This is a genomic window from Dactylosporangium sp. NPDC051541 (genome assembly GCF_044454505.1).
Classification (GTDB): domain Bacteria; phylum Actinomycetota; class Actinomycetes; order Mycobacteriales; family Micromonosporaceae; genus Dactylosporangium.
This window is the reverse complement of the sequence record NZ_JBITDU010000003.1, coordinates 1-13,565: the sequence shown is the minus strand read 5'-3', so window position 1 is coordinate 13,565 and position 13,565 is coordinate 1. Positions and strand designations below refer to the sequence as shown.

The 13,565-nt window shown below is 73.0% G+C and carries 11 protein-coding genes; 9 read left to right on the top strand and 2 right to left on the bottom strand.

The window, feature by feature from the left end; all coding sequences use genetic code 11:
* Nucleotides 1-2: 2 nt before the first annotated feature.
* Complete coding sequence (locus tag ACIA8L_RS14155) at nucleotides 3-548, bottom strand: plasmid pRiA4b ORF-3 family protein (RefSeq protein ID WP_395904261.1); 546 nt, start codon at nucleotides 546-548, stop codon at nucleotides 3-5.
* Nucleotides 549-624: 76 nt separating this feature from the next.
* On the opposite strand from ACIA8L_RS14155, the gene ACIA8L_RS14150 reads away from it, so the two are divergent.
* From ACIA8L_RS14150 to ACIA8L_RS14110, 9 genes are all read left to right on the top strand, one after another.
* The gene (locus tag ACIA8L_RS14150) at nucleotides 625-1,335 is read left to right on the top strand and encodes a pyrimidine reductase family protein (protein ID WP_395904259.1); all 711 of its coding nucleotides are present in this window, start codon (nucleotides 625-627) and stop codon (nucleotides 1,333-1,335) included.
* A 192-nt stretch (nucleotides 1,336-1,527) separates the two neighbouring features.
* On the top strand, nucleotides 1,528-3,300 hold the full coding sequence (locus tag ACIA8L_RS14145; RefSeq protein WP_395904257.1) for an ATP-binding protein: 1,773 nt from the start codon (nucleotides 1,528-1,530) through the stop codon (nucleotides 3,298-3,300).
* 19 nt (nucleotides 3,301-3,319) lie between these two features.
* Nucleotides 3,320-4,465, top strand: coding sequence for an exonuclease SbcCD subunit D (locus ACIA8L_RS14140; protein WP_395904255.1), 1,146 nt, complete (start codon nucleotides 3,320-3,322; stop codon nucleotides 4,463-4,465).
* Nucleotides 4,462-6,939 (top strand): AAA family ATPase, encoded by a 2,478-nt coding sequence (locus tag ACIA8L_RS14135; protein WP_395904254.1) that lies wholly within the window; start codon nucleotides 4,462-4,464, stop codon nucleotides 6,937-6,939. Before ACIA8L_RS14140 ends, ACIA8L_RS14135 begins: the two co-directional genes overlap by 4 nt.
* A 16-nt stretch (nucleotides 6,940-6,955) precedes the next feature.
* Complete coding sequence (locus ACIA8L_RS14130; RefSeq protein WP_395904252.1) at nucleotides 6,956-7,894, top strand: hypothetical protein; 939 nt, start codon at nucleotides 6,956-6,958, stop codon at nucleotides 7,892-7,894.
* The gene (locus ACIA8L_RS14125) at nucleotides 7,891-8,778 is read left to right on the top strand and encodes a DNA-3-methyladenine glycosylase family protein (RefSeq protein ID WP_395904250.1); all 888 of its coding nucleotides are present in this window, start codon (nucleotides 7,891-7,893) and stop codon (nucleotides 8,776-8,778) included. Before ACIA8L_RS14130 ends, ACIA8L_RS14125 begins: the two co-directional genes overlap by 4 nt.
* Before the next feature lie 62 nt (nucleotides 8,779-8,840).
* Nucleotides 8,841-9,956 carry an ATP-dependent DNA ligase gene (locus ACIA8L_RS14120; RefSeq protein WP_395904248.1) on the top strand — a complete coding sequence of 372 codons (1,116 nt, stop codon included), beginning with the start codon at nucleotides 8,841-8,843 and terminating at the stop codon, nucleotides 9,954-9,956.
* A gap of 143 nt (nucleotides 9,957-10,099) precedes the next feature.
* The gene (locus ACIA8L_RS14115; protein ID WP_395904246.1) at nucleotides 10,100-11,665 is read left to right on the top strand and encodes an alpha/beta hydrolase; all 1,566 of its coding nucleotides are present in this window, start codon (nucleotides 10,100-10,102) and stop codon (nucleotides 11,663-11,665) included.
* Nucleotides 11,666-11,669: 4 nt separating this feature from the next.
* A complete protein-coding gene (locus ACIA8L_RS14110; RefSeq protein ID WP_395904244.1) occupies nucleotides 11,670-12,365 on the top strand; it encodes an alpha/beta fold hydrolase in 696 nt (231 codons plus the stop codon).
* On the opposite strand, the gene ligD is transcribed toward ACIA8L_RS14110, so the two are convergent.
* Entirely contained in the window at nucleotides 12,362-13,405 is a 1,044-nt protein-coding gene (gene ligD, locus ACIA8L_RS14105; RefSeq protein WP_395904242.1) for a non-homologous end-joining DNA ligase, read from the bottom strand. The genes ACIA8L_RS14110 and ligD overlap by 4 nt on opposite strands.
* Between the last annotated feature and the right edge of the window lie 160 nt (nucleotides 13,406-13,565).

Sequence of the window (13,565 nt, the reverse complement as noted above, 5' to 3'; positions counted from 1 at the left end):
TCTCACGCCATGCGGCGGAGCAGGGTGCTGGCGCGGCTCGCGTCGAACGCGGCCGGGTCGAAGTCGCGGCCGAGCCACGCGCGCATGGCCTCGTGGTCGGGGTGGAACGGGTCCGCGCAGGCGGCCAGGAAGTCGCGATAGCCGCCCGGCCCGCCGACGTCGTCGGGCGGGCAGGCGCGCTCGCCGCCGGTGCACATCGGGTAGCGCAGCTCCAGATCGGCCGGGACCACGTCCTCGACCACGACCTCGTGCTCCCACCAGTCGCCGAAGTCGTAGGTGTATCGCAGCCGCGCGCCCTTGCCCACGACCGCGTCGAGGCGGTGGTCGAGCTCGTCGCGGACCTCGAGCAGCCCGTCGGGGTCGGGGACCGCGTACTGCAGCCCGTCGATGTCGAACACGTGGAGGTGGCGGTCCCCCCAGCCCATCGCCAGCTGGATCACCCGGTGCAGCCGGTCGAGCGTGAACGCGCCGGGCACGAGGACACGGCGCCAGACGGGCGGTTCGACGCCGTCGAGCGCGATGCGCAGCTGATAGATCTCGCGAGCCATGGTCCAGCCATTGTCGTGTGCCGAACCCCCGCCGCGCAGCCCTACGCGACGATCTCCCACCCGGTAAAGTTCACGGGTGCAGCAGCTGTGGCCGGCGAGTGTCGGCGATCCGGACCTGATCGAGCTCTATCGAACTCCACCGGGGCCGTGGCTGCGGCTCAACTTCGTGACGAGTCTCGACGGGGCCGGGCACGTCGGCGGGCGCAGCGCGCCGCTGTCCGGGCCGGCCGACAAGCGCGTCTTCGGTGTGCTGCGCATGCTCTGCGACGCGCTCGTGGTCGGGGCGGGGACACTGCGCGAGGAGGGGTACCACGCGCTGCGCCTCGACGCCGCCCGGCGGGACTGGCGGGTGGCGCACGGGCTGAGCGAGTACCCGGTGCTGGTCGTCGCCTCGGCCCGGCTCGACCTGGACCCGGCGCACCGGGCGTTCGCCGACGCCCCGGTCCGGCCGATCATCGTCACCTGCGCCGGGCACGACCCGGGCCCCCTGGCCGACGTCGCCGACATCATCGCCGCCGGCGAGGGTGAGGTCGACCTGGCCGCCGCCGTCGCCCAGCTGCGGGAGCGCGGTCACGCGCACATCCTCAGCGAGGGCGGCCCGCGGCTGTTCGGCTCGCTCACCGCGGCCGGGCTCGTCGACGAGCTGTGCCTGACCGTCTCGCCGCTCCTGGCCGGGCCCGGCGCCACCCGGATCACCGCCGGCGCACCCGTCGACACTCCGGAGCAGTTCACGCTGCGTCACGTCCTGCTCGACGACGGGTTGCTGTTCCTGCGGCACTCGCGTTAACCACAGGACTGTCCACACCCCTGTGGATAAGCCCCGGCAACCCTGTGGACAAAGGTGTGTCGCGACCAGGTTTGTCCGGTTTTGTCGGGGTGAATGGGACACTCATCTATACCCTTCCGCGTGGTGCCTTCGACCTGCCGGCCGCAGTGGGGCACGATGCACAGGCGAACACTTGTACTGGGGGTCGAGCACATGGAGGACGAGGTCGCCGGCGCATCGAGCGGTCCGGTGGTCGGGCGCGTGCTCGGCACCGCCGACGCCACCCCGCTGACGTTCTGGGTCGCCGTCGAGGACGGCGCCTACCTGCAGCTCGATGACGTCGTCGTGACCGAGCGTGACCTTCCCGAACACGATCCCATCACCATCGCCGGTGTCGTGACCGCGGTCCGGGCCCGGCACGAGGGCGTCGTGTTCGACTCCGACGTCTTCCTCGTCGCCGACGGCACGCTGCCGGCCACCATCCAGGAGGCCGCCGAGATCACCACGACCCGGGTCGACCCGGAGGTGTACGTCCCGCCGACCCCGGGTGCGCTGGTGCACCGGGCCCAGGGCGACGCGCGGGCCGGCGCGCTCTACTTCGACCGGATGGACCGCACCATCCCGATGGGCTTCGGCCGCGACGGCGCCCCGATGTTCCTCAACGCCGACTTCCTCGACGGCTCCCGCGGCGCCCACGTGTCCATCTCCGGGATCTCCGGGGTCGCCACCAAGACCAGCTTCGCGACCTTCCTGCTTTACTCCGTCTTCCGCTCCGGCGTCCTCGGCGGCGCCGGTGAGACCGCCAACACGCGCGCGCTGATCTTCAACGTCAAGGGCGAGGACCTGCTCTTCCTCGACCACCCCAACAGCCGGCTCAACCAGGCCACCGAGGACGCCTACGCGCGGCTCGGGCTGGTCGCGGGGCCCTTCCCGGACGTGCGCGTCTACGCCCCGCCGCGGTCCGGCGACTCGTCCGGTACCCCCGACGTCAGCAGTCGTTTGTCAGGGGTCGACGCGTTCTACTGGACGCTCACCGAGTTCTGCACCGACCGTCTGCTCCCGTACGTGTTCGCGGACGCCGACGACGAGCGCCAGCAGTACACGATGGTCGTGCACTCCGTCACCGCCCACCTGGCCCGCATCGCGCAGCCGGCCGAGGGCGGCGTCGCCGTCGACGGGACCCGCCTCAACTCCTACGCCGACCTCGTCGACTATCTCGTCGAGCAGATCACCGACGACGCCACCCGCGGGCAGTGGGCCGGCAGCGCCGTCGGGCTCGGCACCGTCAACGCGTTCGCCCGCCGGCTCATCGGCAGCAAGAAGGACCTGTCCCGGCTGATCCGCGGCGACCTGGCGCAGCGCAAACCGCACCAGATCAACACCGCCGAGTCGGCCCAGGTGACCGTCGTCGACCTGCACAACCTGCCGGACCGGGCGCAGCGCTTCGTCGTCGGTGTCACGCTGCGGACCGAGTTCGAGCGCAAAGAAAAGGCCGGAACCGCCAAACCACTGCTGTTCGTGGTACTCGACGAGCTCAACAAATACGCACCGCGGGAGGGGACGAGCCCCATCAAGGAGGTGCTGCTCGACATCGCCGAGCGCGGCCGTTCCCTCGGTGTCGTCCTGATCGGCGCGCAGCAGACCGCGAGCGAGGTCGAGCGGCGGATCGTGGCCAACTCGGCGATCCGCGTCGTCGGACGGCTCGACCCGGCCGAGGCGTCCCGGCCGGAGTACGGCTTCCTCCCGCCCGCGCAGCGCCAGCGGGCCCTGCTGGCGAAGCCCGGCACCATGTTCGTGTCGCAGCCGGAGATCCCGGTGCCGCTCTGCATCGAGTTCCCGTTCCCGTCCTGGGCGACCCGGCCCGCCGAGGCCGGCCCGCCGCCCGCCGCGACCCTGCGCTCGATCGCCCAGCACACCAGCGACCCGTTCGCCGTCGTGGCCCACGTCGGCGCCGGCGGCATCAGCGACGACGACATCCCGTTCTAGTTCCCGGAGGGCTCACACGGTGCGGATCCTGCACACCTCGGACTGGCACGTCGGCAAGGTCCTCAAAGGACAGTCCCGGGCCGACGACCACATCGCGGCGATCGGCAACCTGGTCGACGTCTCGCGGGCCGAACAGCCCGATCTGATCATCGTCGCCGGTGACCTGTACGACACGGCCAGCCCGACCGCCGAGTCCACGAAGATCGTCACCCGCGGGCTGTCGGCGCTGCGCAAGACCGGCGCCGACGTCGTCGTCATCGGCGGGAACCACGACAACGGCAAGGCCCTCGACGCCCTGCGCCCGTGGGCCGACGCGGCCGGCATCACGATCCGCGGCTCGATCGGCAAGCCGGAGGAGCACCTGCTGACCGGCGTCTGCGGCAACGGCGAACGGTGGGCGCTCATCGCGCTGCCGTTCCTCTCCCAGCGCTACGCCGTCCGCGCCAGCGAGATGTTCGAGCTCACCGCGGCCGAGATGACCCAGTCCTACGCGCACTACGTCGGTGAGCTCATCAACCGCCTCGCGCAGGGCTTCGCCGCCGACACCGTCAACCTGCTGACCGCGCACCTGACCGTCATCGGCGCCACGATGGGCGGCGGCGAGCGCGAGGCCCACTCGATCATGGGGTACGCGGTGCCGGCCACCGTCTTCCCGTCCTCGCTGCACTACGCCGCGCTCGGGCACCTGCACCGGCCCCAGTCCGTCGCCGGCCCCTGCCCGATCCGCTACAGCGGCAGCCCGCTCCCGATCGACTTCGGCGAGGAGGAGAACCTGATCTCCGTCGCGATCGTCGACGTCACCGCGGCCGCCGCGGCGCGGGTGCGGGAGATCCCGTTGCCGGTGGCCACGCCACTGCGCACCGTGCGGGGCACGCTCGCCCAGTTGTCCACTTTGGACACCGGAAAGGCCTGGCTGCGGGTGTACGTCCAGGAGTCGCCCCGGGCCGGATTGCGCGAGGAGGTGCAGGACCTGCTGCCCAACGCCCTCGAGGTGCGCATCGACCCGAAGCTGCTGCCGGGTCCCGGTGCCGGCCGGGCGGAGGCGGCCCGGGCCGGACGCTCCGCGGGCGAGCTGTTCGCGGACTACCTCGACCAGCGCGGGCACGCCGACGAGGCGACCGTGAACCTGTTCCACCGGCTGCACGACGAGGTGACGCACTCATGAGGCCCGTTCGGCTGGATCTCGACGGGTTCACCGTGTTCCGGGAGCCGACCACCGTCGACTTCACCGACACGGACTTCTTCGCTCTGGTCGGGCCGACCGGCTCGGGCAAGTCCACGGTCCTCGACGCCATGTGTTTCGCGTTGTACGGCACGGTCCCGCGCTGGGGCGACAAGCGCGCGATCGGCAACGCCCTGGCACCGTCCGCGGCCGAGGCGAAGGTGCGCCTGATCTTCGAGTCGGCCGGCCGGCGCTACGTGCTCACCCGCGTTGTGCGCCGCGACGGCAAGGGCGCCGTCACCACCAAGCACGCCGGCCTCGAGCTCCTCGCCCCCGGCCTCGACCTCGGCAAGCTCGAGTTCGGCCTGGAGCAGGCCGACATCGCCGAGGTTCTGGCGGGCACGCCGGGCGAGGTCGACACCGCCGTCCTGACCGTCGTCGGCCTGCCCTACGAGCAGTTCACGAAGTGCGTCGTGCTGCCGCAGGGCGAGTTCGCGGCGTTCCTGCACGCGAAGCCGGCCGAGCGGCAGAAGATCCTGGTGAACCTGCTCGGGCTGGAGGTGTACGGCCGCATCCGGGAGAAGGCCCAGAGCGAGGCCACCACCGCCGAGACGAAGCTCAAGGTCCTCGACGACCAGCTGCACGCGTTCTCCGACATCGACGACGCCGCCCTGGCCGCGGCGACGGCGCGGGTCGAGGCGCTGCGCGCGGTCGCGGCGTCGGTGGACCGGATCGCGCCCCGGCTGCAGGACGCCCGCCGCCTGGCCGAACAGGCCACGTCCGCGTTGGCCGCACTCGATGCCGAGATCGCCCGGCTCTCGTCCGTCGCGGTGCCCTCGGACGCGGCCGGGCTCGCGGCCACCGCCGCGTCCGCGCGCACGGCGGTCGGCGACGCCATGGAGGCCGCCCGCGCGGCCGAGGAGCGCGAGGACAAGCTGCGCGGCGAGCTGCAGGCGGCCGGCGACGCGCACGCCCTGCGCCGCCTGCTCGACCACCACGCGTCCCGCGCCCGCCTGCTCACCGAGGCCTCGACCGTCCGCTCGGCCGTGGCCGCCGCCGAACGGGAGCACGGGTCCGCGGCCACCGCGCTGGAGACCGCGCGCGCGGACGCGCGGACGGCGCTGGCCGAGCTCGAAGCCGCCCGCGAGGCCTACCAGGCCGCGGTGGCCACCGATCGCGCGGTCGCGCTGCGGCCGCACCTGAAGGTCGGCGACGCCTGCCCGGTGTGCACGCAGACCGTCCACGAGCTGCCGGCCGTGCCGCACGAGCCGGCCGTCGCGGCGGCCGAGGCGGCCGGGAAGCGCGCGCGGAAGCGCAGCGAGGCGGCCGACAAGGTCGTCGACGAGCGCGACCGGGGCGTCCGCGACCTCGACCGCACCCTGGCCGCCGCGCGGGCCCACGCGCAGCAGTTCGAGCGGCGGCTGGCCGAGCTGGATCGGGAGTTGCAGGGCGCGCCCGCGCCCGAGGCCCTGCAGCGCGACCTCGACGGCATCGCCGCCCTCACCCGCCGCCTGGAGCAGGCCGGTGCCGAGGTCCGCAAGGCCCGGGAGGCCCACCGCGGCGCCTCCCGCCAGGCCGAGCAGGCCGAGGAGCGGCTGCGCAGCGCCTGGCGGGCGTTCGACGGGGCCCGCGACGGCCTCGCCGCGTTCGGGCCGCCGCCGGCCAACCGCGACGACCTGGCCGACGCCTGGGCCACCCTGCACGGCTGGACCGTCGGCGAGGCCGGGCGGCGCCGGGCCGGGCGACCGGCCGCGCAGGACGCCGTGAGCGCGGCCGAGCGGCAGGTCACCGGGGTCCGCGACGAGCTCGCCGCCGCGTTCACCGCGGCCGGGCTGGCCGCGCCGGGCGGCGACCCGGCCCGCGACGCCGCGATCGCCCTCGAGCGCGCGGACGCGGCCCGCCTACGGATCGAGGAGCGGCGCGCGGACGCGGCCCGGATGCGCCAGCAGCGCGACGAGCTGGCCCGCGAGGCCCAGGTCGCCAAGGCCCTGGCTCAGCACCTGCGGGCCGACCGGTTCGAGCGCTGGCTGCTGGCCGAGGCGCTCGACACGCTCGTCGAAGGGGCGTCGCGCACGCTGCGGGAGCTCTCCTCCGGGCAGTACGACCTGGGCCACGAGAAGGGTGAGTTCTTCGTCGTCGACCACCACGACGCGGGCCTGCGCCGGGCCGTGCGCACCCTCTCCGGCGGCGAGACGTTCCAGGCCTCCCTGGCCCTCGCCCTGGCGCTGTCCGAGCAGCTCGCCGGGTTGTCGGCGGCGTCGGCCAGCCTCGAGTCGATCGTGCTCGACGAGGGCTTCGGCACCCTCGACACGGCGACCCTGGACACGGTCGCGGTGACGCTGGAGAACCTGGCCGCCCGCGGCGACCGGATGGTCGGCGTCGTCACCCACGTCGGCGCGCTGGCCGAGCGGATCCCGGTGCGGTTCGAGGTCCGCCGGGACGCGCGGACGGCCCGGATCGAGCGGACCGGGCTGTGAAGGGTCAGGTTGTGCTGTGAAGCTGCATGTGGATGCCTGGGACCCGGCCTACGGGCAGTCGTTCGACGCGAGCGAGGCCGGGCCGCCCGGGCAGAGCAGCGCGCAGATCGAGGCCTCCGTTGAGCTGCCCGCGGACGCGTGGCGGGCGATCGACCCGCCGGCCGGGCTCACGCCGCCCGGCACCGTGCTCATCGTCGACGGGGTACAGCGCATCGACGCCCGGGTCTGGATCACCGACGACGAGGGGACGACGCACCCGGGGGTGGCCGCGTCGTACGCCGCCGGGGTCGTCTGCTGCGAGCTGGACCGGGGCTCGGCCCGCATCGCGACGACCCGGATCGAGCGCGGGCTGTTCACGCCGGCCGAGAACCTTGCTGCGGTCGGGGCGGGCAATGTGCGGTACCCCCCGAAGCGCATCTCGAGAGGGGAGCCGAAGGACCTCGCGCTCGGAGTGCAGCGGCACATGCGGGCCCTCGAGGTCGGGGTGTCCGGGGAGGAGCGCACCGACGGTGACCTGCTCATCGTCGACGGGCCGCTGCAGGAGCGGGCGCATCTGCCGCGGGCCCTGGGCTACATCAAGACGCACCGGGTCGAATACCTGCCGACCGAGCTGACGGCGGTCGTGACCGGGCTGCGGGGCGGGCAGCGGACGCCCGTGTTCGTCCTCGGCACCTCGTGGCACCGGTTCGCCTGGTACCTGCGGCTGCCCGGGCCGGCCGGGGCGCCCTGGTCCGGGATCGTGCGGGCGGAGTGCTCGGCCGACCTCACGCCCGCCGACGCCGTGGCCCTGGCCCATCTGTCGGCGGTCACGCTGCCGCGGTTCGCGTCGCAGGCGTACAAGGACCCGCGGGCGCCGCAGAACCTGGTGCCGATCGCGGGGCTGGAGCGTAAGCTGCGCGCCATGCTCGGGGACGCTCGCCTGCTGCACCGGGCCCTTTCCCGGGCCGCGGCGTGAAGGTTCCATTCCTGTACGACCTGGCCGGCACCATCCGGGGCCTCACTCCCGTGCAGGGCGACATTTCGATTGCCGTCGGCGCCCGGCAGGCCTGGTTCGCCACCCGCACGCCGTCCGGTCCCGGCACGCTGCGCTTCGAGCTGGCCGGCGGCGATCTGTCGTGGGAGGCCTATGGCCCGGGGGCCGATTGGCTCCTGGAACGCGCGGACGCGATCGCCGGGCTGCGCGACGATCTCACCGGCTTCGGCGAGCTGGCCGTCGGGCATCCGGTCGTGCACCGGCTCGCTCGGGAGCATCCTGGGCTGCGCTTCGGCGCTACCGGGCGCGTTTTCCAGCCCCTGCTCGCCGCGATCCTCGGGCAGAAGGTGACCGGTCGCGAGGCGCATTCCGGATATGTCCGGATATTACGGAAGTTCTCGGAGCCGGCGCCGGGGCCTCGCCCCGGCCTCTACCTGCCGCCGGAGCCCGAGGTCATCGCCGCGCAGCCCTACTACGTGTTCCACCCGCTCGGCGTCGAGCAGAAGCGCGCGGACACGCTGCGACGGGCGGCCGCCCAGGCCGCGGCGCTGGAGCGGTGCGCGGACGCGGCCGCCTGCACGGCCCGGCTGGTCAGCATCGCCGGGATCGGGCCGTGGACGGCGGCCGAGGTGACCCGGGTGGCCTACGGCGACGCGGACGCGGTCTCCGTCGGCGACTACCACATCAAGAACCACGTCACCTTCGCCCTGACCGGGGCCGCGCGCGGGACCGACGAGCACATGCTGGAGCTGCTGGCGCCGTTCGCGCCGCACCGCGGGCGGGTGTGCGGTTTGATCGCCCGGGCCGGGATCGCCGCGCCCCGCTTCGGGCCGCGGATGCCGATCCGGTCGTTCGCCCGGTTCTGACCGCTGGCCGGCCCGCTGCGGGGTTCTGATTTTTGTCGTACCCGTGTGGTTGACTTGGGCCCGTGGAGCTGCCTGTCCTGCCGCCAGTCGAGCCGATGCTCGCCAAGAGCATTCCCAGCCTGCCCAGCGCGCCCGGCATGAGCTATGAGCCGAAGTGGGACGGGTTCCGGTGCATCGTGTTCCGCGACGGCGACGAGGTCGAGCTGGCCAGCCGCGGCGGCAAGACCCTGACGAGGTATTTCCCCGAGGTCGTCGAGCAGGTGCGGGCCCAGTTCCCGCCCCGCTGCGTGGTCGACGGCGAGATCATCGTGATCCGCCGTGACACCGGCGAGCCGAAGCTCGACTTCGAGCTGCTCGGCCAGCGCATCCACCCGGCCGCGTCGCGGGTGAAGCTGCTCGCCGAGCAGACGCCGGCCTCGTTCGTCGCGTTCGACCTGCTCGCCCTGGACGACGTTTCGCTGATCGAGCAGGGGTATTCGCAGCGCCGGGCCCGCCTCGCCGAGGCGCTCGGCGGCGTCAAGGCCCCCATGCACGTCACCCCGGTGACGACCGACATCGCCGTGGCCCAGGACTGGTTCGAGCGCTTCGAGGGCGCCGGCCTCGACGGGGTCATCGCCAAGCCGGCCGAGGGGCTCTACGAGCCGGGCAAACGCACCATGTTCAAGATCAAACACTCCCGCACGGCGGACGCCGTCGTGGCCGGGTTCCGCTGGCACAAGGACGGGCCGATCGTGGGATCCCTGATGCTGGGGCTGTATGACGACGAGGGCCGGCTGCACCACATCGGTGTCGCCGCCTCCTTCACCCGCGAGCGGCGGGCCGAGCTGGTCGAGGAGCTCGCGCAATACCGCGAAAACGTCGAGGACCACCCGTGGAACTGGGCCGGCCAGGCTCCCGGCACCGCCGCCACGAGCCTCGAGTCGCAGCCGGCCGACGCCGGGACGCGCCTGCCCGGCGGGGTGAGCCGCTGGACCGGCAAGAAGGACCTCTCGTTCGTGCCGCTGCGCCCCGAGCTGGTCGTCGAGGTCGGCTACGACGCCATGGAGGGCGACCGCTTCCGCCACACCGCCCAGTTCAAGCGCTGGCGCCCGGACCGCGACCCGCGATCGTGCACCTATGAGCAGCTCGACCGCCCGATCCGCTTCGACGTCGAGTCCGTCCTGGCGGGCCGCCCGTGAGCCTCATCGCTTCCGGCCGCTCGCTGTTCGGCCGCGTGCTTCCCGGCGGTGCGTCCTCTGACCAGTCCCTCCCGGGCCGCGATTCGTCCGGCCGGACCGGTTCCGCTCGCGTTCCCCGCCTCGCGCGGGCGGCGGGGCGGCCGGTGCGGGGATTCATCGCGCTCTGCACGGTCGCGGCGCTGGCCGCGGGCTGCACGTCCGGCACGCAGTTCACCCAGCCGACCTCGGGCCGGCCGCTCGGCAAGGCGTCCGCGGCACCGTCCGGCGGCCCCGGCGGCAAGGCCGGCCAGTCCGGCGGGCTCGACATCCCGGCCGCGGACTGGAAGCCGTGCCCGGACGTCTACAAGGGCATCTTCCCCAACCCGCCGCAGAACGTGAACTTCACCTGCGCGACCGTCAAGGTGCCGAAGGACTGGGAGCACCCGAAGGACGGCGGGACCTACGACATCGCCATGGTCCGCGGGCGCTCCACGACGCAGCGTGACCGGGTCGGCTCGCTGTTCATCAACCCCGGCGGCCCGGGCGGCTCCGGCTTCGACTACGGCGTATACCGCTCGGTGTACCTCCCGGCCGAGATCGTCCGCCGCTTCGACATCATCGGCTTCGACCCGCGCGGCGTGGGGCGCTCCTCCCCCGTCAAGTGCTTCTCCGACGCCGACCTCGACCAGAACTTCGGCATCGACCCCGACCCGGTCAGCGACGAGGGCTTCCAGTCGTTCGTCACGCTGACCCGCAACCTGGCGCAGAGCTGCGGCACCAAATACGGCGACGACCTGCGCCTGTTCTCCACCGAGCAGACCGCCCGCGACCTCGACGCGCTGCGCGCCTCCGTCGGTGAGCCGCAGCTGACCTACCTCGGCTACAGCTACGGGACGCTGCTCGGCGCGGTCTACGCCCAGCTGTTCCCGAAGAACGTCCGGGCCCTGGTCCTCGACGGCGCCGTCGACCCGACCCAGTCCATGCAGGTGTCGGCGGAGAAGCAGGCGGCCGGGTTCGAGCTGGCGTTCACCAACTTCAGCAAGTGGTGCCAGACCAACGCCTCGTCGTGCCCGATCGGCCCCGACGCCCGGGCCGTGGTCATGAAGGCCATCGCCGACGCCCGCGCCAACCCGGTGACCGGGGCCGGCGGCCGCAAGGCGACGTCGGGCTGGGTGTTCACGGCGGTGGTGTCGTCGCTCTACAGCGAGTCGAGCTGGCGGCTGCTCGCCCAGGCCATGAGCGACCTGGCCAAGGGCAACCCCGCGAAGACGTTCCAGCTGGCCGACGCCTACGCCGAGCGCGACCCCAGCGGCAAATACTCCAACATGTTCGACGCCAACTCGGCGGTCAACTGCGCCGACTCCGACGACACGCCGACGGTCGAGCAGGACCGGGTGCTGCAGTCGCAGTGGCGGCAGAAGTACCCGCTGTTCGGCGGCCCCCTGGCGCTCAACCTGATCTGCGCCCAGTGGCCCGGCAAGCGCGACCCCTACCCGACGGGCGTCGCCACCGGCTCCGCCCCCATCGTGGTCATCGGCACCCTCGGCGACCCGGCCACACCTTACGAGCAGGCTCCAGCCCTGGCCAAGATGCTGGGCGTGGGCACGCTGGTGACGTGGAAGGGCGAGGGCCACACCGCCTACCCGCAGACCGGCTGCATCATCGACGCCGTCAACCGCTACTTCATCGACCTGAAGGTTCCCGCCGCGAACACCACCTGCGAGAAGTAGCCCGATGACGTCGTTCGTGCTGGTCCCCGGGGCCGGTGGCGGCGCCTGGTACTGGCACCGCGTCGTCCCGCTGCTGCAGGCCCGGGGCCACACGGCCGTCGCCGTCCAGCTTCCCGCCGGCGACGACGGGGCCGGGCTCGCGGACTATGCCGACGCGATCGTGGCGGCGGCCGGGTCGTCGTCCTCGGCCGGCCGCGCCGACGGTGGTCTCGTGCTGGTGGCGCAGTCCATGGGCGGGCTGAGCGCGCCCCTCACCTGCGACCGCTTGCCGGTGCGGGAGATCGTGTTGGTCAACGCCATGATTCCGGCGCCTGGGGAGACGGGCGGCGCGTGGTGGACGGCGACCGGGCAGGACGTGGCCAAGCGGGAGCTCGATGTGCGCGACGGCCGCGACCCGGACGCCGAGTTCGACCTGGTGGCGACGTTCTTCCACGACGTACCGGCGGACGTCACCGCCGAGGCCACGCGCTCGCCGGAGCAGCCCCAGTCGGGGACGCCGTTCGGGGATCCGTGGCCCCTGCCGGCCTGGCCGCCGGTGCCGACGCGGGTCCTGTGCGGCCGCGACGACCGGCTGTTCCCGGCCGACTTCCAGGTCGGCCTGGCCAAGGAGCGGCTCGGCCTCGACGCCACGGTCGTGCCGGGCGGGCACCTCCTGGCGCTCAGCCAACCGGCGACGGTGGTCGACTTTCTGCTGCGTTAAGCGTCGGGCTTCTCGGCGTCGGGCTTCTCGGCTTCGGGCTTCTTCGCGCGGCTGGGCTGGACGCGCATGGGCTCGCCCTCCATCTTCGGATACTCCGGCGGGTAGGGCATGTCGCCTTCGCCGTTGGCCGCGTCGCGTGCGAACCACTCGAGGAGCACGCCGATGTCGTGGGCGGTGTCGTCGATGCCCGCGTGCGGATCGCCGAGATCCTTGATGCGCTGCGGCACCGTCCGCAGGTCGAAGTCGTTGGGCTCGACCGACCCGACCTCGTCCCACCGCAGTGGCGTGGAGGCGGTGGCCCGGGGGTTGGCCCGCAGCGAGTAGGCGCAGGCGATCGTCCGGTCGCGGGCCATCTGGTTGAAGTCGATGAACACCCGCTCGCCGCGCTCCTCCTTCCACCACTTGGTGGTGGCCCGGTCCGGCGCCCGCCGCTCGACCTCCCGGGCCAGGGCGATCACCGCGTGCCGCGCCTCGACGAACGTCCACTGCGGCTTGATCCGGATGTACACGTGCAGGCCGCGCCCGCCGGAGGTCTTCGGCCACCCCACGAACCCGAGCTCGTCGAGGACCCCTTTGAGCACGTGGGCGACGGCGGCCGCGTCGGAGAAGTCGGTGCCCGGCTGCGGGTCGAGGTCGATCCGCAGCTCGTCGGGCTGGTCGACGTGCTCCCGCCGGACCGGCCACGGGTGGAAGACGATCGTCCCCATCTGCGCCGCCCAGGCCACGTGGGCCAGGTCGGCGGGGCAGAGCTCGTCGGCCTTGCGCCCGGACGGGAACGCGATCTGCGCCTTCTCGACCCAGCCCGGCACCCCACGCGCCGGCACCCGCTTCTGGAAGAAGGCCTCGCCGTCGATCCCTTCCGGGAACCGCTGCAACGTCGTCGGCCTCCGCTGCAAGGCCCGCATGATCCCGTCCCCGACGGCCAGGTAGTACTCGAACACGTCCCGCTTGGTGTAACCCCGCTCGGGAAACACCACCCGGTCAGGGCTCGTGAGCCGCACAGCCCGCCCCGCGACCTCGACCTCAAGCGCATCGGCCATGCCAAGGACCTTACGCCCGAGCCCCCCACCAGCGCGCCCGCAAGCCCCCGACTCGCAAGTGGCGGCCCTGATAGTGGTGTAACGCGGTTGGCGTGACTTGTCGGACAGGTGGTCCGGCATGCAGCGCGGCCATCGCGTGATCTTTCGAGCGGACCTCTCA

Bases quoted from the DNA above. Each gene is read 5' to 3' on its own strand.
- ligD (WP_395904242.1), bottom strand. From the start codon at position 13,405: ATGGCCGATGCGCTTGAGGTCGAGGTCGCGGGGCGGGCTGTGCGGCTC.
- ACIA8L_RS14110 (WP_395904244.1), top strand. From the start codon at position 11,670: ATGACGTCGTTCGTGCTGGTCCCCGGGGCCGGTGGCGGCGCCTGGTAC.
- ACIA8L_RS14155 (WP_395904261.1), bottom strand. From the start codon at position 548: ATGGCTCGCGAGATCTATCAGCTGCGCATCGCGCTCGACGGCGTCGAA.
- ACIA8L_RS14145 (WP_395904257.1), top strand. From the start codon at position 1,528: ATGGAGGACGAGGTCGCCGGCGCATCGAGCGGTCCGGTGGTCGGGCGC.
- ACIA8L_RS14135 (WP_395904254.1), top strand. From the start codon at position 4,462: ATGAGGCCCGTTCGGCTGGATCTCGACGGGTTCACCGTGTTCCGGGAG.